Source organism: Streptomyces sp. NPDC029159, from assembly GCF_055564055.1.
In genome coordinates, this window is sequence record NZ_JBVHWT010000002.1 from 566,573 (window position 1) to 592,884 (window position 26,312).

Below are 26,312 nucleotides of genomic sequence, written 5' to 3' on the forward strand. Positions count from 1 at the left end.
GCAACAGGTGTTATGGAAAATGCGCGGCGCCGCCGCCGGTGCCACCTCCGGCCGGAACCGAAGCGCGCGGTCAGCCGTCCGACCGAACCGTCTTGACCGTGTCCTGCGTGGCCGGTTGGCGGCCGTGCCGGCATGAGGAGTGGACGGTGGGGACGGACCGTTCCGGATGACTTGTGGGGGTGGGCAAGGCCGTTGCTGCCGGCGGCGCGGGTTCGTCCGCAGGGCGGCGGGGAGGGCTGTGTGGACTGCGCACGCGGGCTCTACCTCGGCGACCCGGCGCCTTGATCAACATCCTTCTGTCCGCTCATCATGGCGATCATGTTGCGCGCGGCGTCCGGGCCGAAGAGGCGGGTCAGGCCCTCGGCCGACTGGGCGGCGGCCTGCTCGGCGCGCGGGAAGAGGGCGCGTTCGTATGCGGCGAGTGCGGCTTCCGCGTCGCCGGGGTGCGTGGCGAGCGCCGTCGCCAGTTCCGCTCCGTCCTGCATCGCCGCGTTCGCGCCCTCGCCCGCGAACGGCGACATCAGATGGGCCGCGTCGCCGAGGAGGGTCACGCCCGGCGTGCGGTCCCAGCGGTGGCCGATCGGGAGGGCGTGGATCGCGCGGGGGGTCGGCGTGCCGTCCGCATCGGCGACGAGGGCACGCAACCGGTCGTCCCAGCCCTCGAAATGTTCCAGCAGTGTCTGCTTGGCCGCCTGCGTGTCCGTGAAGTCGATGCCGGACAGCCAGTCCTCGGGCACGGTGAAGGCCACGTATGTGTGGATCGAGCCGTCGGTCTCCAGATGCGTGAGCAGCCCCCTGCCGTCGGCGAGCGTGAACATCATGCCGCCGCCGAGGAGTTCGGCCGTCGCGGGATGCCGCACGGCCGCCTCGTGCAGGTCCATCTCGACGAAGGAGATGCCGGTGTAGGCGGGTACGGCCGGGGAGAGCAGCGGGCGGATCCGGGACCAGGCGCCGTCCGCGCCGATGAGGACGTCCGTGGTGAACAGGGTGCCGTCGGCGAGCGTCACCTCATGGCGGCCGTCGCCCAGGGGGCGCGCACCGGTCACCTTCGCGCCCCAGCGGACGGTGCCCTCGGGCAGCGAGTCGAGCAGGATGCGGCGCAGGTCGTTTCGGTCGACCTCGGGGCGGCCTCCCTCCTCGACGTCCTTGTACCGGACCGAGCCGTCCGCATCGAGGATCCGGAGCTCCTCGCCGCCCGGATGGATGGTGGCCTGGAACTCCTCGAAGAGCCGGGCGGCCCGCAACGCGACCTGTCCTGACTCCTCGTGGATGTCGAGCATGCCGCCCTGGGGGCGGGCGTGGGGCGAGGCGTCGCGTTCGTAGACGGCCGTCTCGATGCCGTGCACGTGCAGGACACGGGCCGCGACGAGGCCGCCGAGTCCGGCGCCGACGACGGCTATGGGGTGATGGATCGCGGTGTTCTCGGTGGCCATGCCGGCCTCCTCATGAAGTAGGCGTACGTGGTGTGGTGGGCGGCTCGGGTGCCGCCGTGATGCCGCTGATCAGCACCTGGAAACCCCAGGCCAGACGCTCCTCGGGGGTGCCGGACAGAAGCACGGCGCCCAGTGCGGCGATCTGCGGGTGCCGGTCGGGCGAGGCGCCCAGCAGGGCCCGGGTCAGCGCGTCCCAGTCGTCCTCCGCCTCGGGTGCCCGATCCTGCGTGGTGTGTTCGGCCGCGCTCGCCGTGGCGTACTGCAGCAGCAGGTCGAGCCCCCACGACGCCGGACCCGGCGGGACCCCGCCTTCGGCGAGCAACGCGAGGACGGCATCCACCAGGCCGAGGTAGTTGTCTCCGAACGGGCGGGCCACCAGGGCTGCGCGGGCCAGGGCCGGGTGTGCGAAGAGCACGTCGACGTACGAGGTCAGCAGCCGTACCAGCCGCTCGCGCCAGTCTCCCTGGGCGCCGGCGGGCGACAGGTCCACCTCGCCGAGCAGCTGGTCGAGCACAGCGGCGTGCAACTCGGCAGTGTTCGCGACGTAGACGTACAGCGACGCGGGGCCCGTATGGAGTTCCTGCGCCAGCCGACGCATGGTGACTCGCTCCAGACCGTCGGAGTGCATCAGCGCGACCGCGGTGTCGACGATCCCGTCCCGGGTGAGGGCGGGTTTGGCGGGGCGTTCGCGGCGACTGCGGGGGGCTGGGGGGCGCGGTGTCATGCCGACACAGTAACGAACATGTTCGTGGCGAACAAGTTCGTCACGAACATGTTCGAATGCCTGGACTGTGCGCCTGCATCCTCTACCTCGACGGCCCGGCGGCCTGCCCCCTCCGCGAACTTCTGCGGAGCGGTGCTGGAGCCGCTATGGCTGCTTCCGCCTCCGGCTGCCCCGGTCGCCGGCCCAGTTCGCGAGCAGCAGGTCGGCCGCCGTGTGCAGGTCGGCCGCCGCCACTCCGTCGCGGAGCTGTGTGGAGATGCCCAGCAGGAAGCCGTGGATCATGACTGTCATCCCGGCGACGTCGGTGTCCGCGCCGAGTTCGCCCGCGGCGACGCCCCGCTCCACGCACCCCCTGATGCTCCTCCTGTCGGCCTCCCGGCGCGCTGCGACGGCGGCCCGCACGCCCGCGTGGTCCTCGTGGGGCGCCCGCATCGTGCCGGACAGGGCGACGAGGCAGCCGACGGGGTGGGACGGGTCGGCCTGCATGTCGATCGAGCCGTGCAGCAGACCGGCGACGGCCTCCCGGGGGCTGAGGGTCTCGTCCGCGACGACGGCGGTGACGCGGCCGGGGCCCTGTATGTAGTGCTCGACGGCCCGTTGGAACAGCCCTTCCTTCGAGCCGAAGGCGCCGTACAGGCTCGCGGAGGACAGCCCGGTGGCCGCGCGGAGCTGCGCGAGCGAGGTGGCCTCGTAGCCCTGCTCCCAGAAGAGCAGCATCGCGGCCTCGAGGGCGGCCTCCATGGCGAAGGCGCGGGGGCGGCCGGCGGACGGCACGGGGACCTCCTGTGTCGGGGCGGGTGGTCGGGGCGTCTCCCCATTCTGGCGCAGGGCGCCTCGCGTGCGGTCGGCGTGTGGCCTTCCTCACTTTCGGATTGATCGATCCAAAATAGCTTGACCTGCGACTCCGTCCGGACGAAGGATTCTGGCATGAACGATCCACAATCCGGCCGTGAACGTGCACGCGCCCCGCTGAGCCGCGCGACAGTCCTGCTGCTGGCGGTGGTGTGCGGCGCCGCGGTGGCGAACATCTACTACGCGCAGCCGCTCCTGCCGGTCATCTCCCGCGCGCTGGGGGTCTCCGAGAGCGCGGGCGGCCTGGTCGCCACCGCCTCCCAGGTCGGCTACGCGGTCGCGCTGGCGCTGCTCGTGCCGTTGGGTGACGTCCTGGAACGGCGCCGCCTGGTGAGCATGCTGCTCGGGCTGAGCGCCGTCGCCCTGCTCGGCGCGGCTGCCTCCCCGTCACCGGGCCCGCTGTACGCCGCGGTCGCGCTGGTCGGGGTGACCTCCGCCGTGGCGCAGATCGTGGTGCCGATGGCCGCTTCGCTGGCCGCCGACCACGAACGCGGCGCTGTGGTGGGCACGGTGATGAGCGGTCTGCTCATCGGCATCATGCTGGCCCGCACCGTCGCGGGGTTCCTCGCGCAGTTCGGCGACTGGCGGCTGGTGTTCGTCTTCGCGGCACTCGTCATGACAGCCCTGTCCGTCGTCCTGCGCCTGGTGCTGCGCCCGGTGCCGCCGTCCGGGACCACGCCGTACCCCCGGCTGCTGCGCTCGGTCGTGACGCTGGTGCGCACCGAGTCGCTGCTGCGGCGGCGCATGGGCCTGGCCGCGGTCGGCATGGGCTGCTTCACCCTCCTGTGGACCGCCTCGTCGTTCCTGCTCGCCGGCCCCCGCTACGGTTACGGCCCCGCCGCCATCGGCCTGTTCGGCCTGGCCGGTGTGGCCGGAGCCGCCGCGGCGGTGGCGGCGGGACGGCTCGCGGACCGTGGCCGTGGCCGGCAGGTGGCGAGCGGCGCGCTCGTCCTGCTGACGGGGAGCTGGGGCGCGCTCGGCCTCGCGGGCGCCGGCGGCGTAGGGGGAATCGTCGCGCTGGTCGTCGGGATCGTGGCGCTCAACCTCGCCCAGCAGGCCCTGCTGATCAGCCACCAGAGCGCCCTCTACCGCCGGGTCCCGCACGCGCGCAGCCGGGTGACGACGGCCCTCATGGTCGCCTCGTTCGCGGGCGGCGCCCTCTCCTCCGCGCTGGCGTCGGCGCTGTACCCGGTGGCGGGCTGGGCAGGAGTGTGCGTGCTCGGCGCCGTCATCGCGCTGCTCGGCGTCGGAATCTGGACGCTCGAACTCCTCCGCCCCAGCCCCTCCGCACCGCTCGCCGACCCGTCGGCGGACGCCCCCGCGAGCGTCGGCACCACCAGCACCACCACCTGCACACGAACGGACGAATGTGTCCGTATCTGAACGGAGAACGACACCGGCCATGGCGACCTACATGCCGAACACCTCCTGCCTGCCCGGCCCGTGGACCAGGACCCTCGGAGAGCTGACCTTGAGCTACGTTCCCGACGCCGGGGTGCACATGATCCCGACGCGGGTCTACCCCGCCACCACGGAGGAGCACTGGACGCCGCACCGTCCGCACATGACGGACGCGGGCCATCTGCCCATGGGGTGCGGCGCTCTGCTCGTCGAACGGCGCGGGGAGCGCCTGCTCCTGGACGCGGGCCACGGCCGCATCTCGGGCGGGGATCTGGAACACTTCCAGCACGGCTTCGACCATGTGAAGGATCTGCCGGAGGCGCTGGCGGACCTCGGCGTCGACCCGGCCACGCTGGAGACGGTCGCCTTCACCCACCTGCACGACGACCACAGCGGCTGGGCCCGGCCCGACGCGGTCGACGGCGCGCACAGCCTCTTCCCCCGCGCGCGCTGGATCGTCGGCGAGGGCGAACTGCGGGGCCTCGACCCCGCGGCCGGGCCGCGGCTCGCGGGACAGGACGAACGGACCACGGCCGTCGCGGACGGAACCGAGATCGCCGAGGGCGTCCGGGCCTGGGCCCTGCCGGGCCACACTCCGGGGCACACGGCCTGGGTCCTCGACACCGGCGACGGGCGCCGCGTCGTGGCCTTCGGCGACGCCATGCACTCGCCCGTCCAGGTCCGGCACCCGGAGTGGGCGGTCGTCCTCGACCACGACCGCGCCGAGGCCGAACGCTCCCGCCGCCGGCTCATCGCCTTCCTCGCCCAGGACGGGGTGCTCGGCTTCGGCGTCCACTTCGCCGACCAGCAGCTCGGCACCGTCGACTCCACCGGCCACTGGCGCAGGTACGACCGGTGACCTCATCGGCGATGGTGCGCCGTTCGGCCTGGGACGGGGCTTGGGGAACGGTCGCGTCCCCGGCACGCAGCTGACGGCGCTCGGGCCGGGCCCGTTGCGGGGAGCATCCGGCGGAAACAGGCCCTGGAACAGCGCCTGTTGGCGGCGCACGACGGCGTGCAGGATGCTCCCTTGCCTGGTGGTCAGGAGACCGACAGCGGAGCGCTGGGAGCCGGTAACCGCCAGGAGAGTGGTCAAGAGCAAGTAGACGAGCGAGGGGCAGCGGCGGGGCCCGCGTCTCTCCGCCAACCTCCAGGTCGCGGCCCACCCGGCAGACCCCTGCTATAGGGGCTTCCGTGAGATGTGAGACCGTGCGGGCGTGAGTGAGACACGGACGCACATGCTCCAATACCGGGTTGACGGGCCAGAGGACGCTCCCGTCCTCGTCCTAGGTGCCTCGTTGGGTACGACATGGCACATGTGGGACAGGCAGATCCCGGATCTGACCCGGCAGTGGCGGGTCATCCGCTTCGATCTGCCTGGTCACGGCGGTTCGCCCGCCTATCCCGCCTCCTCGGTCGCCGAGCTGGCCGACCGGGTCGCCGCCACCCTCGACGCGCTCGGCGTGGACCGGTTCGGGTACGGCGGCTGTTCCCTCGGCGGTGCCATCGGCACCCAGCTGGCGCTCACCCGCCCGCAGCGCGTCACCTCGCTCGCCCTGGTCTCCTCCTCACCGCGGTACGGCACCGCCGACTCCTGGCGTCAGCGTGGCGTGGTCATCCGCACCAACGGCCTCGACCCGATCGCCCGGACCGCGCCGGAGCGCTGGTTCACCCCGGGGTTCGCCGCCGCGCAGCCGGCCATCGTCGAGTGGGCCGTACAGATGGTGCGCACCACCGACCCGGGCTGCTACATCGCCGCCTGCGAGGCGCTGGCCTCGTACGACGTCAGATCGTCGCTGGGCAGAGTCGGGGTGCCGACGCTCGTCGTCGTCGGCTCGGACGATCAGACGACGCCGACCACCGACGCCCGCAGCCTGGTCGCCGGCATCCCGGACGCGAGCCTGGCACTGGTGCCCGGCACCTCCCACCTCGCGCCGGTCGAGCAGCCCGCGGCCGTCACCGAACTCCTCATCCGGCACTTCAGCACCGCCTGGCACGACAAGCCGTCCGCGGGCGGGCAGCCGGCCATCGGGGCGGCGGCGCCCAAGCCGCAGCTGGCGGCCGCCGCGCAGGCCACCGCGCCCGCCGCCATCGAGGCGGGGCTCGCCCAGCCCGAGGCGGTCCGCGGCAGCGCGTACGAGCGGGGCGCGAAGATCCGCCGCGAGGTGCTGGGCGATGCGCACGTCGACGCGGTCGAGGAGGCCACCGACGCGTTCTCCGGCGAGTTCCAGGACCTGGTGACCCGCTACGAGTGGGGCGAGACCTGGACGCGGCCGGGCCTGGACCGCCGTACCCGCAGCATCATCACGCTCACCGCGCTGGTGGCGGGCGGCCACCACGGCGACATCGCCGCGCACACCCGCGCGGCCCTCCGCAACGGCCTGACGCCCACCGAGATCAAGGACATCCTGCTGCACACCGCCGTCTACTGCGGCATCCCCGCGGCGAACGCCGCCTTCACCGTCGCCCAGCGGGTGATCCGCGAGGAGACCACGCCGGAGGGGTGAGCCGGGCGCGGCCGGGGCCGGGGCGGCAGGATGGCGTCCATGGAACTGACGAAGAAGACCCATTCCTGTGTCCGGCTGGAGAAGGACGGGCGGGTGCTCGTCATCGACCCCGGAGGCTTCAGCGAACCGGACGCGGCCGTAGGCGCCGAGGCCCTGCTGGTCACCCATGAGCACGCCGACCACTTCGACGAGGGACGGCTGCGCGCGGGCATGGAGGCCAACCCGGCCGCCGAGATCTGGACGCTGGCGTCCGTCGCCGAGCAGCTGTCGGCGGCGTTCCCGGGCCGGGTGCACACCGTCGGCGAGGGCGACACCTTCACCGCCGCCGGATTCGACATCGAGGTCCACGGCCGGCTGCACGCCGTCATCCATCCCGACATCCCGCGGATCACCAACGTCGGCTACCTCGTCGACCAGGCGGTCTTCCACCCCGGCGACGCGCTCACCGTCCCCGAGGGGCGGCAGGTCGACACGCTGCTGCTGCCGGTGCACGCGCCCTGGAACAAGGTGTCCGAGGTCATCGACTACGTCCGCGCGGTCGCACCCCGCCGGGCCGTCGACATCCACGACAGTCTGCTGCGCGACCACGCCCGGCCGATCTACGACGGCCTGATCGGCAACCTCACCACCACCGACCACGGCCGCCTCGCCCCCGGCACCGCCACCGGCCCGCTCTGACACTCCGCGACCGCTGTCGGTGGTGCGCTGTAGGTTTACCGGCATGCGCATCGCGACCTGGAACGTCAACTCGATCACCGCCCGCCTCCCGAGGCTGCTGGCCTGGCTGGAGAACACCGGCACGGACGTGCTGTGCATCCAGGAGACCAAGTGCTCCCCGGAGCAGTTCCCCGCCGACCAGCTGAAGGAGCTGGGGTACGAGTCCGCGGTCACCGCCACCGGCCGGTGGAACGGCGTGGCGCTGGTCTCCCGGGTGGGCCTCACGGACGTCGTCTCCGGTCTGCCCGGCGGCCCGGCGTACGACGGTGCCCAGGAGCCCCGCGCCGTCTCCGCCACCTGCGGCCCGGTCCGCGTCTGGTCGGTCTACGTCCCCAACGGCCGCGAGGTCGACCACCCGCACTACGCCTACAAGCTGGAGTGGCTGGCGGCGCTGCGGACGGCGGTCACCGAGGACGCGGCGGGCGGCCGCCCGTTCGCCGTCCTCGGCGACTTCAACGTCGCGCCGACCGACGCGGATCTCTGGGACCCGGCGGCCTTCGTCGGCCAGACGCATGTCACCGACGCCGAGCGCGAGGCACTGGCCACCCTGCGGGGCACCGGCCTGAGCGATGTGCTGCCCCGCCCCCTCAAGTATGACCACCCCTTCACCTTCTGGGACTACCGCGCCCTCGGCTTCCCGAAGAACCGCGGGATGCGCATCGACCTCGTCTACGGCAACGCCGCCTTCGCGGGCGCGGTGTCGGATGCCTATGTGGACCGCGAGGAGCGCAAGGGAAAGGGCGCCTCCGACCACGCGCCGGTCGTGGTCGACCTGGATCTCTGACGGAGCCTCGGGGCGCGCGGGGCCCGGGCCGCGCCCGGGGGCGGCGGCGCAGGCCCCCGCCCCGTACGCCTCACCCCTTGCCCGGCACCAGCTTCCGCAGGTCCACCGAGGTGGCGAGCGCCGCGAGGCCCGCGTCGCCGGGGTGGAGATGGTCGCCGCTGTCGTAGGCGGGGAGCATCCGCTGCGGACGGGCCGGGTCGCGGATCACGGCGTCGAAGTCCAGCACCGCGTCGAACGCCTCGCCGTGCGCGCGCAGCGCCGCATTGACCGCCTGCCGCCGTGCCTCGGCCTCCGCGGTGCAGTCCGGGTAGCCCTCGCAGGGCGTGAGCGTCGCCGCGACGACCCGCAGCCCGTGCGCGTGCGCCCGCCGGGCCAGCGCCCGCAGCCCGTCCACCACCTCCGGTGCCGCGGTGCCCCACCGCACATCGTTGATGCCCTCGAAGAGCACGACGGTACGGGCCGAGGTCTGCGCCAGGACGTCGCGCTGGAGCCGGTGCCCGGCGCTGACCCCGCCCATGTCGGTGCTGACGCCGTCACCGGTGTAGCGGTCGGTGACCACGCGGTTGGCGGAGATGCCCTGGTTGAGGACGCCGTAGCGGGGGAGGGCGTCCTGCTGCTGGAAGCGGCGGGTGAGGACGTCGGGCCAACGGTGGTTGGCGCCGCCGGTGGAGTGGTCCCCGTCGGTGATCGAATCGCCCAGCGTCACGATCGACCCGGGCCCGCCGGTGACATCCACCCCGGTCAGGAACGGCCAGGTGGTGAGGGTTTCGGGGAAGGCGCCGCCACCCGCGTCGGCGGTCCGGTCACCGGCGCCGGCCGCGCTGAGGTACGAGGTCTGCTCCGCCTTCTGGTGCACCGGCGCCGCCGCGACCGTCCCCGGCAGATGGATGCTGACCAGCAGATCCCGTCCGGCGGGCACGGTGAAGCCCAGCGGATCGCTGATCGCCTCCGCCCCGGCCGGGACGCGTACGCCGCGCTCGCCGTGGAAGGTCAGCCGCCGCGGTGCGCCGTCGGCCGGCGCGCCGTCACCGCGGACGGCGAGGCTCGCGGCGCCGAGGGTCACGGGCGCGGCGGCGAAGGTGTTGGCGAACCGCACCCGGACCCGCTGCCCGCCCGCGCCGGAGTGCACCACCAGCCGCAGTGTCCGGTCCCGCCACGGCCCGACCGTCGCATAGCCGGAGGTGCTGGTCCCCCAACTCCCCGTCCAGCCGCGGTCGTCACGGCGCACCCCCACCGCGAAGACGTGCAGCGCCGCGCCGGAGGCGGTGGCCCGCGGCAGTTGGACGGAGGTGACGGCGCGGCCCGGCCGCAGCGGCACGGTCACCGCGTACAGCCGGGCCGGTCCGGCGACGGTGCCCTGCTCGGTGACGAGGTGCGGCAGCGCCACCGCCGCGGTGGCGGTCGGACCGGCGCGCCAGTCGGGGGCGGTCAGCCGGTAGCTGCTCCGCGAACCGTCGCGGTAGCGGACCGTGCCGCTCCCGGTGGCGGCGGCGCCGGTCCCGGTCGCGGCGGTCAGAAAGGTCAGCGCACCGCCCGTGCCGTGGACGGAGAGGGTCTGGCCGTTCGCCACCACGTTGTCGGGCCGTCCCGCGGTGGCGCGGGGCCAGGTCAGGGCGGTGGCGTCGAGGTCCAGGGCGCGGCCGGGCGTCCAGCCGGCCGCCGACAGATCGGGTGCGGAGAGGGCGTTGCCCGCACCGTCGAAGTCGGCAGCGCCGGGTCTGGGGCCGCCGCCGATCGCGGTGTTGTCGTAGAGATGCCTCAACGGCCGGACTTTCGGGGCCTGTTGTGCGGTGGCCGCGCTCGCCGTGGCCGTCGGCAGCGTCGCCGCGGCGGTGAGCAGGGCCAGGGCGGTGCACAGATGTCGTACGCGCATCGGTCGTTCCCTCCGTGAGGCATGGGGTGCGAGAGGGTCCGTGCCGTCCGCCCGGTGACGGCGGCGGGCGGCGGGACGGTGCGGACTTCCCTTGCTGAAGCGGTCGTTCCGGTGAGAGGTGGCGGTGTCGGATCCGGAAGATCAGACGGGAGCGCCGTGAAAGAGGGGAGAAGGGAAGGAGGCGTCGGGATGACGAACGGCGGTCGGCGGTTGCCGCGCGCCTGTGGCCGGGCCCGGTGAACGGGTGGGACCCTGCACCCCATGAACATGCATTTTCTGGACAAGTGGCGCAAGGGTTCGGGCGCGCACCGCACGACGGTGCCGCCGGCGGACGCGGCGCGCGAGGATCCCGACGCCGTCGCCGAGCTGCTGTCCGAGTGCGAGCTGCTACGGGCCGAAGCCGGTAACGCCGGGGTCGAACTGGACGACTCCGCGGCGTCGTTGGAGGCGCTCGACCAGTTGCAGCCGGTGTGGCGGGACGACCCGGAGGCGCTGCCCTGGCTCGGCAACGACGCGGGCCTCTACCTCGGCACCGTCCTCGTCCGCACGGTGCCCGGCGCACGGTGGCGGGTGTGGCCGGACGGGCGGCCGGTGGTGTGTCTGGCGTCCGGCCGGGAGATCGATGTGGCGGCCGCCGGGCACGAGTGGGCCGACGACGGGGCGCCGGAACTCTCGCAGGTCTACGCGGAGGTCGCGGAGAGCTGACCGGGCCGGGCGGTCCCGGTGGCGGCCCCGTCGGCGAGCGGGCTCCGCTCCCGGCCGCGGCCGATGCGGGCCCCGCCTCCGGAGCGCTCCCGCCCCGCCGATTCCACTCTCCTCACCGCGCCCGTGCGTGTCAGCGGAGAGCTGTCGGATATGTCCCGGTAAGTTGCACACTCTCCGCTGTACGGATGATGAGAGTGAGCAGACTGCATGGCCGGTGAGGCGCTGATCGAACTGCGCGGGGTCAACAAGTACTACGGAAAACTCCATGTCCTCCAGGACATCGACCTCACCGTCGGCCGCGGCGAGGTGGTGGTCGTCATCGGCCCCTCGGGCTCCGGGAAGTCCACGCTCTGCCGGACCATCAACCGCCTGGAGACCATCGAGTCGGGCACCATCACCCTGGACGGCACCCCGCTGCCCCAGGAAGGACGGGCGCTCGCCGGGCTCCGCGCCGAAGTCGGCATGGTCTTCCAGTCCTTCAACCTCTTCGCGCACAAGACCGTCCTCGACAACATCACGCTGGCCCCGGTCAAGGTCCGCAAGCAGAAGAAGGACGAGGCCGCCCGGCGCGGGCGCGAACTCCTCGACCGCGTCGGTCTCGCCGCGCACGCCGACAAGTACCCCGCACAGCTCTCCGGCGGCCAGCAGCAGCGCGTCGCCATCGCCCGCGCCCTGGCCATGGACCCCAAGGCGCTCCTCTTCGACGAGCCGACGTCGGCGCTGGACCCGGAGATGATCAACGAGGTGCTGGAGGTCATGCAGCAGCTCGCCCGGGACGGCATGACGATGGTCGTCGTCACCCACGAGATGGGCTTCGCCCGCTCCGCCGCCAACCGCGTGGTGTTCATGGCCGACGGCCGCATCGTCGAGGACCGCACGCCGGAGGACTTCTTCACCGCGCCGCGCAGCGAACGGGCCCGCGACTTCCTCTCCAAGATCCTCAAGCACTGAACGGGGGCGCGACGATGCCGAATTCCCACCGGCGGCGCCCGGGCCGCACCCTCACCGCCCTGCTGCTCTGCGCCCTCCTCGCCCTGGCGGCTGCCGCCTGCGGCCGGGAGGGCGGCCCGCCCGCCAAGGGCCCGAGCGCCGAACAACTGCCGCACTACGCCGTGAACACCGGCTTCAAGCTGTCCGGATCGCCCACCTGGCGACGGGCCGAACGCCGCGGCCACCTCGTCATCGGCGTCAAGGAGGACCAGCCCTACCTGGGCGAACGCGACCCCGCCAGCGGCCGCTACTCCGGCTTCGACATCGAGATCGCCAAGATGATGTCGGCCTCCCTGGGCTTCGCCCCCGCCACCATCGACTTCCGGACCGTCGCCTCCGCCAACCGCGAGACCGCCCTGCAGAACGGCCAGATCGACCTCTACATCGGCACGTACACCATCAACGCGATGCGCAAGAAGCAGGTCGGCTTCGCCGGGCCGTACTTCATGGCCGGGCAGAGTCTGCTGGTGCGGGCCGACGAGGACAACATCCACGGCCCGCAGGACCTGGCCGGAAAGCGCGTCTGCTCGGCCGCCGGCTCGACGCCCTACCAGCGCATCAAGGCCGACTTCCCCAAGGCGGTCCTCGTCGGGTACGACACCTACTCGATCTGCGTCGACAACCTCCTCACCTACCAGGTCGACGTGGTCACCACGGACGACGCGATCCTGCTGGGCTACGCGGCGAAGGCCCCCGACGAGCTGAAGGTCGTCGGCAAGCCCTTCTCGAAGGAGCCGTACGGGATCGGTGTGCCGCGCGAGGACACCGCGCTGCGGATGGCGCTCAACGACGCGCTCGCCGCCCGGCAGCGCAACGGCGACTGGAAGAGGGCGTTCGAGGCGACCCTGGGCCTCTCCGGGGTCCCGGCGCCGAAGCCGCCGCCGATCGACCGCTACCCGGGCTGAGAAGGAACCGACCGATGAACGTTCTCCTCGACAACTTCTCGCTCTACGGCAAGGGGCTCCTCGGCACCGTCGAACTCACCGTCTACGCCTCGCTGCTGGCACTCGCCCTCGGCCTGCTGATGGCCGGATTCCGGGTCGCGCCGGTCGCCTCGCTCCGCGTCTTCGGCACGGTCTGGGTGACGGTGCTGCGCAACACCCCGCTGACCCTGCTGTTCTTCGCGGTGGTGCTGGGGCTGCCGCGGTTCGGTCTGGTGCTGCCGTTTCAGCTGTTCGCCGTGCTCGCGCTGGGCTGCTACACCTCGGCGTTCATCTGCGAGGCGGTCCGCTCGGGCATCAACACCGTGCCGAAGGGCCAGGGCGAGGCGGCCCGCAGCCTGGGCATGACCTTCCCGCAGACCCTCGGCGACGTGGTGCTGCCGCAGGCGTTCCGCTCGGTGATCCCGCCGATCGGCTCGACCCTGATCGCGCTGGCCAAGAACTCCGCCATCGCCGGATCGTTCAGCGTCGTCGAACTGCTCGGCACGTACAAGACCCTCAACGAGCTGGGCTACAGCATCGTCTGGTCGTTCATCTGGATCGCCGTCGGCTATCTGCTCGTGACCCTGACCATCAGCGCGCTCTTCAACGTGCTGGAGAAGCGCTGGGGAGTCCACCGATGACCACCGCCCTCTACGACGTCCCCGGACCGCACACCCGGCGCCGCCACCGCACCTACGCCGTCGCCGCCACCGCCGTCCTGCTGGCCCTGATCGGCTGGATCCTCTACCTCCTCTTCGACACCGGCCAGTTCACCGCCGCGAAGTGGACGCCCTTCCTCTACAAGGGAATCCAGGAACTGCTGCTCAAGGGCCTCGGCAACACCCTCAAGGCGTTCGCCTACGCGGCGGTGCTGTCGCTGGTGCTCGGCGCGGTACTGGCGTCCGGCCGGCTCTCCGAACACCGCGTGGTGCGCTGGGTCTCCACCCTGCTGGTGGAGTTCTTCCGCGCCATGCCGGTCCTCGTCATGATCTTCTTCGTCTATGTGGCGCTGAAGGCGGAACCGCTGGTCGCGCTGGTCAGCGGGCTGACCCTCTACAACGGCTCGGTCCTCGCCGAGGTCTTCCGTACGGGCGTGAACGCCGTCGAACGCGGCCAGGGCGAGGCGGCGCAGGCGCTCGGGATGCGCAAGACGCAGGTCATGACGCATGTGCTCGTCCCGCAGGCGGTCCGGGCGATGCTGCCGACGATCATCAGCCAGCTGGTGGTCGCCCTGAAGGACACCTCGCTGGGCTTCCTCATCACCTACGAGGAGTTCCTGCACGCGGGCAAGCTGATCGCGTCCAACCTCGACTACGACCTGCCGTTCATCCCCGTCGTCATGATCATCTCGCCGATCTACATCGGCCTGTGCATGCTGCTCTCCGCACTCGCCACCTGGGTCTCCCGGCGGCAGCGGCGCAACCCCAAGGTGGAGGCGGCCGAGGTCGGGCCGCCGGAGCCGGGCACGCTGCTGCCCGGTGCCGGACAGCACCCGGCGCCGCCGCGGGAGTGACCGCGACGGCGCCGGGCGGCCGGTCAGCCCAGACGGAGCGGGAGCGCCGTCAGCCGCCAGTTGCCGGGGCGCGGCAGCCGCACCAGCTCCTCGGGGGCGACGGCCAGCGCCAGGTCCGGGTAGTGCGCCAGCAGTCTGCCGAACGCCACCTCGCCCTCCTGCCGGGCCAGCGTCGCACCGAGGCAGTAGTGCATCCCGTGGCCGAAACCGACGTGGTTCTCGGCCTGGCCCGCCGGGTGGCGGGTGAGGTCCAGCCGGTCGGGGTCGTCGTAGTGGCGCGGGTCGTAGTTGGCGGAGACCAGGATCAGCTGGACCGCGTCCCCCTTGGCGATCCGCACCCCGGCCAGCTCGACGTCCTCGGTGGCGTACCGCAGCTGGGTGCCCTGGACCGGGCCGCACCAGCGCATCAGCTCGTGCACCGCGCGGGGCGCGAGCGCAGGGTCCTCACGCAGCAACCGCAGCTGGTCGGGGTGGGTGAGCAGGGCGGTGGTGCCGTTGGCGATGAGATGGGCGGTGGTCTCGTGGCCGGCCAGGACCAGCGTGAACACCAGGGTGACCATCTCGACGTCGCTGAGCCGGCCGCCGTCCTCGTCCTGCGTCCGGATCAGATCGCTGAGCAGATCCTCGGCGAGCGCCGCCCGGCGCCGCCGGATCAGGTCGTGGATGTGGTCGACCATCGGCGGCATCGAACGCGCCAGCCGCTCCGGCTGCATCGAGACCAGATCGGCGCCCCAGGCGCGCCACTGCGCCCGGTCCTCCTCCGGGATGCCGACGAGTTCGCAGATCACCGTGATCGGCAGCGGATAGGCGAAGTGTTCTATGAGGTCGGCGACGCCGTCCTCGGCGTGCTCGGGCAGCCCGCGCAGCAGCTCGTCGGTGATCTGCTCCACCCGCGGCCGCAGCGCGCTGATCCGGCGCGCGGTGAAGGCGCGCGAGACCAGGCGGCGCAGCCGGGTGTGGTCCGGCGCGTCCTTGTTGAGGATGGAGTCCGTGAGGTACTTGTCCAGCCCCTCGGGGATGCCGAACGTCTCCAGCGTCCGCGACAGCGGGTCCTGGCCCTCGGCGCTGCCGCGGGCGTGCGAGCGGTCGTTGGCGAACCGCGGGTCCCGCAGCACCGCGCGGACCTCGTCGAAGCGGGTGACGAACCAGATCGGTGAATCGTCGAGGAAGCGGCCCCGGATGACCGGGCCCTGCTCGCGCAGTGCGCCGTAGCCGCCGAACGGGTCCGTCAGCAGCGTGGGGTCCATGACGTTCAGCTCACCCGGGTGCTTGCCGACGTGGGCGGAGAAGGCGGCGGGCACCGCGATCGGGTCGGTGGACGGCTTCGCAGACATCTGTTCTCCTCCGGTCGGGAGTCAATCGCGCAGCTGGCGGCGCATTTCCTCGGCGCTGAGCCGGGCGACGTGTTCGTACAGCTCGATGACCGCGGGTGCGGCCAGGACCGCCGCTGCCCGGACGCCGGGCAGGTCGCCCGGGTCGGTGACGGAGCCGGCCGGGGTCTCCAGCGCGGCTCGCAGCGTGCGGGCGAGAAGGTCGGCGCGGCTCTCGGCGGTCTCCGGGACGCGCCCGTCGAGCAGCACCTCGGTGGCGAAGAAACCGCTGATGACCGCCGTGAACGTGTACAGCTGGTCGGTGGTGGCCAGATCGTCGCGGACCAGACCGTGGGTACGCAGGATCTCCAGATGGCGGAGGACGGCGTCGTTGGTGCGGTCCATCAGATCGGCCAGTTCCACGGTGGCGATGTCGTTGAGACGGCCCAGGACGTTGGTGTCGTCGGTGTGCAGGGCGCGCAGCACCGGGCTGGTCAGGAAGTCGTGGAAGTAACCGCGCGCCATCCTGCTCGGCAGCACCTCCAGCGGACACCCCCGCTGCCGCGTCAACTGCCGCCGGAGCGCGGCGTTCTTGCTGTCCAGGAGCACCGCGAGCAGCAGTGCGTCCTTGGTCTTCCAGTGCAGGTAGACGGTGCCTTTGCCGACACCGGCACGGCGGGCGATCTCGTCGATGGTCACCCTGCGGTAGCCCCAGGACACCAGGAGATCCCCCGCCACCCGGAGAATCCGCTCCCCGCGCCCCGGCTGCTCCATCGCCGCACCTCCACCCGTGCCGTGACCAGATTTCCATTCTGGTCACGGGGTCAAAGGTACGGCGGCCCTCCCCGCCCGCACAGTCAACTTCCGGACATGCCTGGCATGTTGAGCCGCGCGGGGGCGCTGTCAGTGGTCGCTTGTAACGTTCTGTAATGACCGCACCGGAGTGGTGCGGCCAGGCTCTACGGGGGGAGCGGAGCGATGGTCGACTTAGTCACGGACCGGCACCGAGAGGGACGAGGGATCGGATGCCGGGGAGGAGAGGGTGAGCTTCGCGCCGCTCGGGTTGTGTGCGAGGTAGAGCGGGTCCGCGGTGTCCACGACCACCGCGAGCCGGTGCCCGGCGGGCACGTCGTACGCGGTCGAGAAGAGTTCCAGGTCGACGCCGAAGGGGGTGCCGGGTGTCCTGTCGTGGAAGGTGTACGGCGCATGGGTGACGAGCCTGCCGATGCCGAGCGCGTCGACGTCGTAGAGGTAGGCGACGGCGGTGCCGCTCTCCGCGGTACCGGTCAGCGTGGTGTGCAGGGTCGCCGTGCCGCGGATGCGCTGGGCGGTGCGGTAGGGCTCGGACTGCCAGACGGCGGCGAGCGAACGGGGCAGCAGCGGGATCGAGGCGGTGGGCGGCAGATGGAGGAGCTGGTCCAGCACGCTGGAGAGGAAGATCAGCCCGCCGTCGGCGCCGGAGTCGAGACCGGTGCGGAGCGTATGGGTGCCGTCGAGCGCGATCCGCCGCTGCCCGGACGCCACCTCCTGCCAGCTGCGGTAGCCCTCGTAGGCGCCCGTGGAGCGGGACTTGAGCTGCACCGGCGCCGCGCGGTCGACGCCGTTGTCCGCGCCCTTGAGGTAGTGGTCGAACCACTCCCGGGCGTGCGACCAGGTGTCGTTGGGCAGCCCGAAGAGCCCGAGCCCCTCCGCCGTGGTGTGGTCGCCGGGGCGGAACTCCAGCCGCTTGGGGCCCGTCAGCTTCTCGAAGAAGTCGGCGTACTGGTTCGGCGGGAAGAGCGAGTCGCCCCAGGCGTTGCCGAGCATGATCGCCGCGCCGTTGGCGTTGAGGCGGTCGAGGTAGGTGGCGGGGGAGCGCTTCTTCCCCCAGGCGATCATGTCCTTCTCCTTGGCGAGGTTCGAGCCGAGGAAATCCTTGAGGACGGTACGGAGTTCGGGCCCGGGCCGCCCGGCGAGCGCGCCCGAGGCGCCGAGCATCGCGGTCGCCTGGAGATGCTGGGTGCGCCCGCTGTAGATGGAGTCGATGAGGTCGGCCCAGCCGCTGAGCGCCGTGACCGCCCGCACCCGCCTGTCCTGCGCCGCGGTCAGCAGGCTGATGCCGGCGCCGTAGGACACGCCGCCCATGCCGACCTTCGCCGGGGCGGCAGGGGTGTGCGCGAGAGCCCAGTCGATCACCTTGGAGGCATCGGCCACATCCCGCGGCCCGGCCGTCTCGATCTCCCCGCCGGACTGCCAGAAACCGCGCACGTTGTAGCCGATGACGACATAGCCCGCCGCGGCCAGCTTCCGCGCCTGCGCCAGATACTCGACCTGCGGCATCGCCCAGCTCGTCGGCAGCACCACGAGCGGATACCGGCGGGAGCCGTCGGCGTCCGCCGGGGTGGTGACGTTGGCCTTCAGCGTCACGCCGCCGTCGCCGCCGATGTCGGTGAACCGTACGGCGGGCGCCGCGGCACGCCCCTGCCCGGTGGTGGCCGCGCCCGCCGCCGGGGCTGCGGTGAGGGGCGTGGTGGCGAGCACCGCGGCGCAGACGGCGGCGGTCGCGGCGCGCAGCGCCGTGCGGGAGGGCGTCATCTTCTGCTCCAGAGGGTGAGGCGTACCGCCGGACACGGTTTGTCCGGCGGGGCCCGGACACCTCCGGCGCGGAGGTTCGGGCGGCGCCCGCGAGCGCCTGCCGACAGGGCGCGACACCCGGCGTGCGAGGTGAACAGGAGGGTAAGACGCGTGGCTTACCTGCGGTAACCCGGCAGTAGGTTACGTGTGGGTAACGTCGGGGCCGGAGGAGGGGAGGGGTGGGCGGCCGACGGTGTGGTGAGGGCGGCGCGGTGACGGGGCGACGGCGATCGGGAGGCGGAATGGTGGAGCGGGGAGCCCGCGGTGATGACGGAGTCCGTGGCGATGACGGAGTCCACGGGGACGACGGAGTCCACGGGGACGGCGAAGTCGGCGGGAGTGATGGTTCCCGAGGCGGGGCCACGGGTCACGGCGGCGGCGGGGGTTGCGGCGGTCGTGGCGAGCGCGGCACCGGCCGACGCGAGGCCGGAGAAGGCGACGGTAGCTGCGATGCCGACCACCCCGAGGTCGGGGACGGCGGCGCCGGGAGCGCCCCAACCCCCTTCGACCTGGGGGAACGCCGCGCCTGGGCGGGCCGGGCGGCGGCGTACGAGGCAGGGTTCGGGCGGCTCTGTGCGCACACCGTTCCGCTGCTGCTCGACGCGGCAGGGGTGCGGGCGGGGATCGCACTGCTGGATGTCGGGTGCGGTACGGGCGCGGTGACGGTCGCGGGGCTTGTGCGCGGGGCGCGGGTCACCGCCGTCGATGCGGAGGACGGTATGGTCCGCCGCACCGCGGCGGTCGCCGAACCCGCCGGGGGAGCCGAGGTCCACCGGGCCGCGCTGCCCCGACTGCCCTTCGTCGACGGGGCGTTCGACGCGGTGGCGGGCAACTTCGTCCTCAACCACGTCGGGCGCCCCCGCGCGGCCCTCGCCGAACTGTGCCGGGTGGTGCGGCCCGGCGGCCGTATCGCCCTCACCATCTGGGCGGTGCCCGCCGCCCCCGGGCAGGCGCTCCTCGGCCGGGCCGTCGCCGCGGCCGGGGTCGCCCGTCCCGCGGGCTTTCCTGCACTGGCACCGGAGGACGATTTCCCGCGCGACGCACCGGGGTTGGCCGGGCTGCTGCGGGGTGCCGGGCTGACCGGGGTGGCCTGCCGGTCCGTCATCTGGAACCACCGCACCACCCCGGAGGAGTGGTGGCGGGGCCCGGCCGCCGGGGTCGCCACCATCGGGCAGACCGTGATCGGTCAGGGGCCCGAGATCACCGACCGGATCGCCCGCCACTTCCGTCGCCTGGCGGCCCCGTTCACCGGCCCGGACGGGCAACTCGTCCTCCCGCACCGGGCGCTGCTGGCGCTGGGGGTGGTGCCGGGATGAACGGACGCGGGCCCGGGCCGGGGTGCCGGTCAGAGTCCCAGGTCGGGGCCGAAGACCTCGTAGTGCAGGTCGGCCGGGCGCACACCCGCGGTCAGCAGCTGTGCGCGGGCGGCCTTCATGAACGGCACCGGGCCGCACAGGTAGGCGATGGTCCCGTCCGGGATCTCCAGCGCTCCGAGGTCCATCCGCCCCTGACGGACGGTCGGCGTCCGCCCGTCGGCGGAGCCGGATGCGTCCGCCGCGTCCGGACCGGTCGCCCCGGCCTCGGGTTCCGGCTGCTCGTACCAGACCTCCGCCGTGGCGTTCGGCAGCTTGTCGACGAGGTGGCGGAGGTCGTCGCGGAAGGCGTGGGCGGCGGGGGCGCGGTCGGCGTGGGCGGCGATGATGCGGCGCGGGGAGCCGCCGGCGGCCAGATGGGAGAGCATGCCGATGGCCGGGGTGCAGCCGATGCCCGCGGTCGCGAAGAGCAGCGGCCGGTCGCCCTCGTCCAGGACCACCTCGCCGAAGGGCGCGCTCACCCGCAGGGTGTCGCCCTCGTGGACGTGGTCGTGCAGATGGCCGGAGACCTCGCCCGCGGGGTGTGCGGCACCGGCCGCGTCCTGGGAGCCGGGCACCCGCTTCACCGAGAACTGCAGCCCGCCGTCCGGCTGCCCGGAGAGGCTGTACTGGCGTATCTGGTGGGCCCCGTCGGCCAGTTCGACCTGGACGGAGACGTACTGCCCGGGCAGCGACGGCGGCACCGGCCGGTCGTCGGTGGGCCGGACGAAGAAGGTCGCGACGTCCTCCGTCTCCGCCACCCGTCCGACGACCCGGTAGGTGCGCCAGGTGTCGCCGTCCGAGGCGCCGGCCGCCGCGTACAGCCGTCGTTCGGCGGCTTTCAGACCGTTCGCCATCAGCCAGTACACCTCGTCCCAGGCGGCGGCGACCTCCTCGGTCACCGCCTCGCCCAGCACCTCGGCCAGCGCGGCGAAGAGGTGCTTCTGGACGATCGGGTACTGCTCCTCGCGGACGCCGAGGGAGGCGTGCTTGTGCGCGATCCGGTTGAGGAGGGCGTCCGGCCGCTCGTCGGGGTGGTCCAGGAGATGCGTGGCGAACGCCGCTATGGACCCGGCGAGCGCCTCGCGCTGGCTGCCGTCGGCCTGGTGGGCGCGGTTGAACAGATCGCGCAGCAGCTCCGGGTGGGCGGCGAACAGCTTCTCGTAGAAGAGCGGGGTGACCTCGCCGATGGCGGCGGCGACGGCGGGCAGGGTGAGGCGGACGGTCTCAGCCGATTTCGGCGACAACATGGAGGACTCCTGCTTTTCGGGAGGGCGGGACAGAGGGGAACCGCGAGGAGGAAGGGGGCGGGTGAGGGTGAGGGGTGGTCGGTGGCGTCTCCATGGGCATCAAATGTGCATGTGAGATGCGTATTTTTAATCGTGGGGAGGTGCCGGAGGAGTGGTGGTGAAGGGGTGGGTTGGTCAAGTCCGGCTGCCCGGACCGGTGGTGGGGTGGTTCGTCGGCAACGGCCGTACGGGGGAGGGGGGTCGGCGGGGCGCCCCGGGGTCATGCACCCGGGTCACCCGCCGGTGCCGTCCTCAGCCCGGTGGTCGCGGCGAGAGGCTGATCAGCAAGGGTCCGGTCGGGGCCTCGACCAGATCGTTGATGGTCAGGGGGTCCAGGGAGGTGTAGAACGCCTCCTGGGCCGTGCGCAGAGCGCCGCGCAGCCGGCAGCCGCCGCGCAGCGGGCAGCCCGGTCCGTCCTCGCAGCCGACGACGTCGTGGACGCCCTCCAGCTCCCGGACCAGGTATCCGAGTGAGGTGGTCCGTCCCGCATCGGTCAAGGTCAGGCCGCCGCCGCGGCCCCGGCGTGCCTCGACCGCGCCGAGGTGCTGGAGCTTGCTGACGACCTTGGCCGCATGGGTGTACGGGACGTCGACCGCGGCGGCCACCTCGCGGGTGGTCGGCGCGTCGCTGCCGTCGCCGATGACCGCCAGACGCATGGCGATGCGCAGGGCGATGTCGGTGCTCTTGGTGAGTCGCACGGTCACCACCGTACAGAAGTTGCATCTCCAATACCAATTTCAAAAGCGTGCCCGGAGAGGTGCTGCGGCGCGGTTGGCTCAATCCCGGTGGCCCGCGCTGAGCTGCTTTGACGCGCTGATAAGGGTCTCCTTACCGTCGATCATGTGTCGGTCGGTGGGGGCGCGGGCCGCGGCGGGGGAGTGTGCGTGACGCGGTTCACGGCGGTGCCCGGCGCGACGGCGGCCACGGCGACCGGCGGTGTTCGTGGCCACTGTCAAGAGAATGAGGAATCCCGCATGCGTGTGCTGTGCACCTCGACCGGTTCGCCGTCCCACGGCCGGGCCATGCTCCCGCTGGCCCGTGCGCTGGCCGGGGCCGGACACGCGGTCACCGTCGCCGCGACCCCCGAGATGGCGCCCGTCTTCCGCGCCGACGACGTCACCCTCGAACCCTGCCTGGCGTCGTTGCCCATGACCGAACCGGGCGCCGTATCCGCCGTGTCCCCGGGGGGTGACCTGTCGGGGGACGGGCACATCCAGCTGGTGCTGACCCTGCTCACCGGCGATCACGCCCGTGCGATGTACGGCGTGCTGGCGGAGCTGGCGGACAGGGTTCGTCCCGACGTGATCATCCGGGACGGGATGGACATGGCCGGGATCGTGCTCGCCGAGCGGCTCGGCATCCCGCAGCTGCCGATCCCGTCCGGGCTGGTCAACATGGTCGACCCGGCGCAGCTGCTGCCGAGCCTCAACCGGCTGCGCCAGGAGGTGGGCCTGCCCGAGCAGGAGGACGCCGGATCGGCCGTCCCGTACGGCAGGTTCGACTATCTGCCCGAGGAGTACGGGTTCGCCCGCTTCCCGGCGCCCGTACGGGCCTACCGGCAGACCACGCTGGTGGATCGCACCGACGGGTTGCCGTCGTGGGTGGGTGAACTCCCCGCGGACCGGCCGCTGGTGTTCGCGGCCACCGGCACCGCGCTGCCCATGATTGTCGGGCTGCAGGAGCAAGGTCTCTCCCTGCCGCCCGGGATGACGCATCCGGCGGAGATGCTGGGGGCGACGGTCGAGGCGCTGTCCCGGCTGGACTGCTCGGCGATCGTGGCGACCGGCGGCGTGCCGCTCGACGGGATCACGCCCGCCCCGCACGTCCGGCTCGTCGACCGCCTCGCCCAGCCGCTGCTGCTGGAATGCGCCGACCTGCTCGTCACCCACGGCGGCTACAACAGCGTCCGCGAGGCGATCCGGACGGGGACGCCGATGGCGGTGCTGCCGAACTTCGGCGACCAGCCGCACAACGCCGCGCGCGTGGCCGAACTGGGCCTGGGCCGGCACGTCACCGAGACCACGCCGGACGCGGTCGCCACCGCCTGCGAGGAGCTGCTGGCCGACCGGGACGTCGCCACCCGCGTCCGCCGGGCGCACCGCGCCGCGCTCGCCCTGCCGGAGGTCGGCCAGGTCGCCGCGGACCTGGAGAAGCTGGTGCAGGCGGCACGCTGAACCGTTTGTGCCGCCGGGTCCGTCGGGGTACCCGGGCCCGGCGGCAGCGGGCGCCCGCCGCCCGGCGGGGGGGGGGCGCAAGGCCGCGTCCTCCCTCGTCAGAGCCTGGTCCGCCCCGCCGCGGCCGACGATGATCCTTTACGATCGCTGACGGTCAACCCCGCGGTCACGGCGGGGAGAACGGCGAGGTGGAGCGTGTCCATGCAGCTGTCCGGCCGGCCTTTCCGGCGGCGGTACCAGGCCCTGGCCGGGCCGCCGTCCCCCTGCGGCGCGGCGCGCGTCGGCGCGGTCGCGGGAGGTGTCCGGTGAGCCGCGCGGTGCTGGTGACCGGCGCCTCGCGCGGGATCGGGCGGGCGGTCGCCGAGCGGTTCGCCGCCCACGGCGACCGGGTCGCGCTGCACTACGCCACCCGCGAGGAGGCGGCCCGGAAAGCCCTGGCTGGGCTGCACGGCAGCGGCCATGTGCTGGTCCGCGGCGATCTCGCCACCCCGGAGGGCGCCGCCGCGGTGGTCGCCGCCGCGGTCGACGGGCTCGGCGGCGTCGACGTCCTGGTCAACAACGCGGCGGTGAACCGTCCCCACCCGGCGGCCACCACCTCGTTCGACGCGTGGCAGAGCGCCTGGCGGGAGATCGTGGACGTCAATCTGCTCGGCGCCGCGCACGTCAGCCACTGCGCCGCGCGGAACATGATCGACCGGGCGGTCTCCGGCCGCATCGTCAACATCGGCTCCCGCGGCGCCTACCGGGGCGAGCCGGACCACCCGGCCTACGGCGCCACCAAGGCCGCACTGCACGCCCTCGGGCAGTCGCTCGCCGTCCATCTGGCGCCCTACGGCATCGCGGTCGCCTCGGTCGCACCGGGCTTCGTCGCCACCGAACGCGTCGCCGACCGGCTCACCGAGGACGTACGCGCGCAGAGCCCCTTCGGGCGGGTCGCCGAGCCCGCGGAGATCGCCGCCGCCGTCCTCCACCTCGCCTCACCGGAGGCCGTCTGGAGCTCGGGCACGGTGCTGGACGTGAACGGGGCCTCGTATCTGCGCTGAGTCGTAGCCGCGTCGAGGGGCGGTCCCGGAGCCGTGCCGGGCCGTGGGGAAGAGGGGAGGCCCCGGCCGGACGGGGGAATCCGGCCGGGGCGCGGCCGGATGCGCGCGGCATACCGGCCCGCGGGTGTCGTCGGCCGGATCTTCCGGGCAGCCGGGGGGACAGCGGCCCGGGCGGCGCAGTGACACCCGCTCCGTTTGAACGATAAACCACGGGGTGGGGTGATCCGCCCGAAAAGGACCTCAAAGGGGTGCGGCGTGGCGAGTGTCACGGTCCGCGCCCGAAGTCGATCTTCTATGTCGCGGCCGGTGTGTCGATCCCCTCGAAGAGTGCTTCGGTACCGGTCAGCCGGAACAGCCGGCGCACGGCGGGGTCGCTGATCGCGAGGGTGACGCCGCCGGCCCGGGCGCGCAGGGCGCGGGCGGTGCGGGTCAGCGGGGCGAGGCCGGTGGTGTCCAGGAAGGTCACCCGGCGGAGATCGACGAGGAGCCGGTCGTGGTGGGCGGCGGCGTCGGCGAGCCGGGCGGCCACGCCGGGCGCGGTGAGCATGTCCAACTCACCGTCCAGCGGGACGACGGCTCGGTCTTCGGCGGTCACGGCGGCGAGGGTCATGAGGACTCCTTCCGTGCCTCGGTGCGCGGACGCCCCGGACCTCCACCGGGGCGGCGCTTCTCAGCGTAGAGCCGACATGTGACGCAAAAGAAGCTTTATGGGGGAAGTTGGGCGAAATCGGGGCGTAGGTCATGGAGGGGTGGGGAGAGGGGCCCGGGCGGACGGCAGGGGCGGAAGTCCCGGGCGGTCGGGGCTTTCGGGGCGGTAGGCCGTCGTCGCAGGTCAGGGGCTCAGGGCCAGGACGATGTACCCGGCGAAGAGGGCGAGATGGACGCCGCCCTGGAGCGGGGTGGCGCGGCCCGGGATGACGGTGAGGGTGCCCGCGGCGACCGTCAGCGCGAGCAGCACCATATGGGTCGGGCCGAGCCCCAGCTCCAGCGGGCCCGCCAGCCAGACGGATGCGGCGGCGACCGCGGGGATGGTCAGGCCGATGCTGGCCATCGCCGAGCCGAGGCCGAGGTTGAGACTGGTCTGGATGCGGCCACGGCGGGCCGCGCGGACCGCCGCGATGGTCTCCGGCAACAGCACCAGCAGCGCGATCACCACACCGACGACGGACGACGGCAGCCCCGCCGCGGCCACCCCCGACTCGATCGCGGGCGACACCGCCTTCGCGAGCCCCACCACCGCGATCAGGGCCAGCGCCAGATGCCCCAGGCTGATCAGTGCCGTGCGCTTCGACGGCGGTTCGGCGTGGTCGGCGTCGAGCACATCGCCCGTCGCCGTCACCGGGGCGAGGAAGTAGTCCCGGTGCCGCACGGTCTGCGTCGTCACGAACAGGCCGTACAGCGCCAGGGAGGCCAGCGCCGCGAAGACCAGCTGCGGGGTGGAGAACTGCGCGCCGGTGCCGCTGGTGGTGAAGCTCGGAAGGACGAGACTCAGCCCGGCCAGGGTCGAGACGGTGGCCAGCGCCGCGCCGGTGCCCTCCGGATTGAAGATCGCGACCCGCCGCCGCAACGCGCCGACCAGCAGACAGAGCCCGAAGATCCCGTTACAGGTGATCATGACGGCGGCGAAGACGGTGTCCCGGGCCAGCGCCGCGCTCTTGTCACCGCCGTCCACCATCAGGGTGACGATCAGCGCCACCTCGATGATGGTCACCGCGACCGCGAGCACCAGCGAGCCGAACGGCTCCCCGACCCGGTGGGCGATCACCTCCGCATGGTGCACGGCGGCCAGCACCGACCCCGCCAGGAAGAGCGTCACCAGAGCGACCAGTGCGCCCGGCAGGGTCCGGCCCCAGACCAGGATCAGCAGGACGACGGCGAGGACGGGCACCGCCCGGGTCCAGTGCTGGGCGGTCGAACGGATCCGGGCGATCATGTTGACGAGCTTGGCAGATCCCACCCGGACGCGCGCGCCGACGACCGCCCGCCGGGTGCCGGGTCCGCGCCCTGAGGGACCGTCGGACGCGCGCCGCCGCTTCGGATCCGCCGACGGGTGCGCGCCCCGGCCGCACGCCGTTTCAGGAGCCGCCCCGGAAGCGCGCCCCGCCTCC

The 26,312-nt window shown here is 72.8% G+C and carries 24 protein-coding genes; 13 read left to right on the top strand and 11 right to left on the bottom strand.

All coding sequences use genetic code 11. The annotated features are described in order from the left end of the window. Positions 1-260: 260 nt before the first annotated feature. The 3 genes from ACZ4U4_RS06570 to ACZ4U4_RS06580 form a co-directional block, all read right to left on the bottom strand. Entirely contained in the window at positions 261-1,433 is a 1,173-nt protein-coding gene (locus ACZ4U4_RS06570) for an FAD-dependent oxidoreductase (RefSeq protein WP_467869587.1), read from the bottom strand. Positions 1,434-1,443: 10 nt separating this feature from the next. Next, positions 1,444-2,157, bottom strand: coding sequence for a TetR/AcrR family transcriptional regulator (locus ACZ4U4_RS06575; RefSeq protein WP_467869589.1), 714 nt, complete (start codon positions 2,155-2,157; stop codon positions 1,444-1,446). Positions 2,158-2,301: 144 nt separating this feature from the next. Then, the gene (locus ACZ4U4_RS06580; RefSeq protein WP_467869591.1) at positions 2,302-2,931 is read right to left on the bottom strand and encodes a TetR/AcrR family transcriptional regulator; all 630 of its coding nucleotides are present in this window, start codon (positions 2,929-2,931) and stop codon (positions 2,302-2,304) included. 153 nt (positions 2,932-3,084) lie between these two features. On the opposite strand from ACZ4U4_RS06580, the gene ACZ4U4_RS06585 reads away from it, so the two are divergent. From ACZ4U4_RS06585 to ACZ4U4_RS06605, 5 genes are all read left to right on the top strand, one after another. Next, positions 3,085-4,392, top strand: a complete 1,308-nt coding sequence (locus tag ACZ4U4_RS06585; protein ID WP_467869593.1) for an MFS transporter — start codon at positions 3,085-3,087, stop codon at positions 4,390-4,392. Between the two features lie 19 nt (positions 4,393-4,411). Beyond that, on the top strand, positions 4,412-5,269 hold the full coding sequence (locus ACZ4U4_RS06590; protein WP_467869595.1) for an MBL fold metallo-hydrolase: 858 nt from the start codon (positions 4,412-4,414) through the stop codon (positions 5,267-5,269). 358 nt (positions 5,270-5,627) lie between these two features. Next, on the top strand, positions 5,628-6,917 hold the full coding sequence (gene pcaDC, locus ACZ4U4_RS06595; protein WP_467869597.1) for a bifunctional 3-oxoadipate enol-lactonase/4-carboxymuconolactone decarboxylase PcaDC: 1,290 nt from the start codon (positions 5,628-5,630) through the stop codon (positions 6,915-6,917). A gap of 39 nt (positions 6,918-6,956) precedes the next feature. Beyond that, entirely contained in the window at positions 6,957-7,595 is a 639-nt protein-coding gene (locus ACZ4U4_RS06600; RefSeq protein ID WP_467869599.1) for an MBL fold metallo-hydrolase, read from the top strand. A 43-nt stretch (positions 7,596-7,638) separates the two neighbouring features. Next, positions 7,639-8,418, top strand: coding sequence for an exodeoxyribonuclease III (locus tag ACZ4U4_RS06605; protein WP_467869601.1), 780 nt, complete (start codon positions 7,639-7,641; stop codon positions 8,416-8,418). 70 nt (positions 8,419-8,488) lie between these two features. Here ACZ4U4_RS06605 and ACZ4U4_RS06610 read toward each other — a convergent pair whose 3' ends face one another. Beyond that, the gene (locus ACZ4U4_RS06610) at positions 8,489-10,291 is read right to left on the bottom strand and encodes an SGNH/GDSL hydrolase family protein (RefSeq protein ID WP_467869603.1); all 1,803 of its coding nucleotides are present in this window, start codon (positions 10,289-10,291) and stop codon (positions 8,489-8,491) included. Between the two features lie 261 nt (positions 10,292-10,552). Here ACZ4U4_RS06610 and ACZ4U4_RS06615 point away from each other — a divergent pair, with 261 nt between their 5' ends. The 5 genes from ACZ4U4_RS06615 to ACZ4U4_RS06635 all read left to right on the top strand — a co-directional run bounded on the left by ACZ4U4_RS06615 (position 10,553) and on the right by ACZ4U4_RS06635 (position 14,422). Continuing rightward, complete coding sequence (locus tag ACZ4U4_RS06615; protein ID WP_467869605.1) at positions 10,553-10,996, top strand: DUF6278 family protein; 444 nt, start codon at positions 10,553-10,555, stop codon at positions 10,994-10,996. A gap of 207 nt (positions 10,997-11,203) precedes the next feature. Further along, positions 11,204-11,947 carry an amino acid ABC transporter ATP-binding protein gene (locus ACZ4U4_RS06620; protein WP_467869607.1) on the top strand — a complete coding sequence of 248 codons (744 nt, stop codon included), beginning with the start codon at positions 11,204-11,206 and terminating at the stop codon, positions 11,945-11,947. Positions 11,948-11,961: 14 nt separating this feature from the next. After that, positions 11,962-12,891 (top strand): glutamate ABC transporter substrate-binding protein, encoded by a 930-nt coding sequence (locus tag ACZ4U4_RS06625; RefSeq protein ID WP_467869609.1) that lies wholly within the window; start codon positions 11,962-11,964, stop codon positions 12,889-12,891. A gap of 14 nt (positions 12,892-12,905) precedes the next feature. Further along, a complete protein-coding gene (locus ACZ4U4_RS06630) occupies positions 12,906-13,550 on the top strand; it encodes an amino acid ABC transporter permease (protein WP_467869611.1) in 645 nt (214 codons plus the stop codon). Beyond that, complete coding sequence (locus ACZ4U4_RS06635; RefSeq protein ID WP_467869613.1) at positions 13,547-14,422, top strand: amino acid ABC transporter permease; 876 nt, start codon at positions 13,547-13,549, stop codon at positions 14,420-14,422. Before ACZ4U4_RS06630 ends, ACZ4U4_RS06635 begins: the two co-directional genes overlap by 4 nt. A 23-nt stretch (positions 14,423-14,445) precedes the next feature. On the opposite strand, the gene ACZ4U4_RS06640 is transcribed toward ACZ4U4_RS06635, so the two are convergent. The 3 genes from ACZ4U4_RS06640 to ACZ4U4_RS06650 form a co-directional block, all read right to left on the bottom strand. Continuing rightward, positions 14,446-15,756, bottom strand: coding sequence for a cytochrome P450 family protein (locus ACZ4U4_RS06640; protein WP_467869615.1), 1,311 nt, complete (start codon positions 15,754-15,756; stop codon positions 14,446-14,448). Positions 15,757-15,777: 21 nt separating this feature from the next. Next, positions 15,778-16,506, bottom strand: a complete 729-nt coding sequence (locus ACZ4U4_RS06645; protein ID WP_467869617.1) for a TetR/AcrR family transcriptional regulator — start codon at positions 16,504-16,506, stop codon at positions 15,778-15,780. A 213-nt stretch (positions 16,507-16,719) separates the two neighbouring features. Continuing rightward, positions 16,720-18,306 carry an alpha/beta fold hydrolase gene (locus tag ACZ4U4_RS06650; protein WP_467869619.1) on the bottom strand — a complete coding sequence of 529 codons (1,587 nt, stop codon included), beginning with the start codon at positions 18,304-18,306 and terminating at the stop codon, positions 16,720-16,722. Between the two features lie 548 nt (positions 18,307-18,854). Between ACZ4U4_RS06650 and ACZ4U4_RS06655 the strand changes: the two genes are divergently transcribed. Beyond that, positions 18,855-19,661, top strand: coding sequence for a class I SAM-dependent methyltransferase (locus ACZ4U4_RS06655; protein WP_467869800.1), 807 nt, complete (start codon positions 18,855-18,857; stop codon positions 19,659-19,661). Between the two features lie 29 nt (positions 19,662-19,690). Here ACZ4U4_RS06655 and ACZ4U4_RS06660 read toward each other — a convergent pair whose 3' ends face one another. Both ACZ4U4_RS06660 and ACZ4U4_RS06665 read right to left on the bottom strand, forming a co-directional pair. After that, positions 19,691-20,947, bottom strand: coding sequence for a globin domain-containing protein (locus tag ACZ4U4_RS06660; RefSeq protein WP_467869621.1), 1,257 nt, complete (start codon positions 20,945-20,947; stop codon positions 19,691-19,693). A gap of 291 nt (positions 20,948-21,238) precedes the next feature. After that, positions 21,239-21,685, bottom strand: coding sequence for an RrF2 family transcriptional regulator (locus ACZ4U4_RS06665; RefSeq protein WP_467869623.1), 447 nt, complete (start codon positions 21,683-21,685; stop codon positions 21,239-21,241). 276 nt (positions 21,686-21,961) lie between these two features. Here ACZ4U4_RS06665 and ACZ4U4_RS06670 point away from each other — a divergent pair, with 276 nt between their 5' ends. After that, positions 21,962-23,161, top strand: a complete 1,200-nt coding sequence (locus ACZ4U4_RS06670) for a glycosyltransferase (RefSeq protein WP_467869625.1) — start codon at positions 21,962-21,964, stop codon at positions 23,159-23,161. 305 nt (positions 23,162-23,466) lie between these two features. Continuing rightward, the gene (locus tag ACZ4U4_RS06675) at positions 23,467-24,204 is read left to right on the top strand and encodes an SDR family NAD(P)-dependent oxidoreductase (RefSeq protein ID WP_467869627.1); all 738 of its coding nucleotides are present in this window, start codon (positions 23,467-23,469) and stop codon (positions 24,202-24,204) included. Positions 24,205-24,496: 292 nt separating this feature from the next. Here the strand turns inward: ACZ4U4_RS06675 and ACZ4U4_RS06680 are convergent, their stop codons facing one another. After that, a complete protein-coding gene (locus ACZ4U4_RS06680; protein WP_467869629.1) occupies positions 24,497-24,814 on the bottom strand; it encodes an STAS domain-containing protein in 318 nt (105 codons plus the stop codon). Between the two features lie 222 nt (positions 24,815-25,036). Next, positions 25,037-26,137, bottom strand: a complete 1,101-nt coding sequence (locus ACZ4U4_RS06685; RefSeq protein WP_467869631.1) for a calcium:cation antiporter — start codon at positions 26,135-26,137, stop codon at positions 25,037-25,039. Positions 26,138-26,312: the final 175 nt, after the last annotated feature.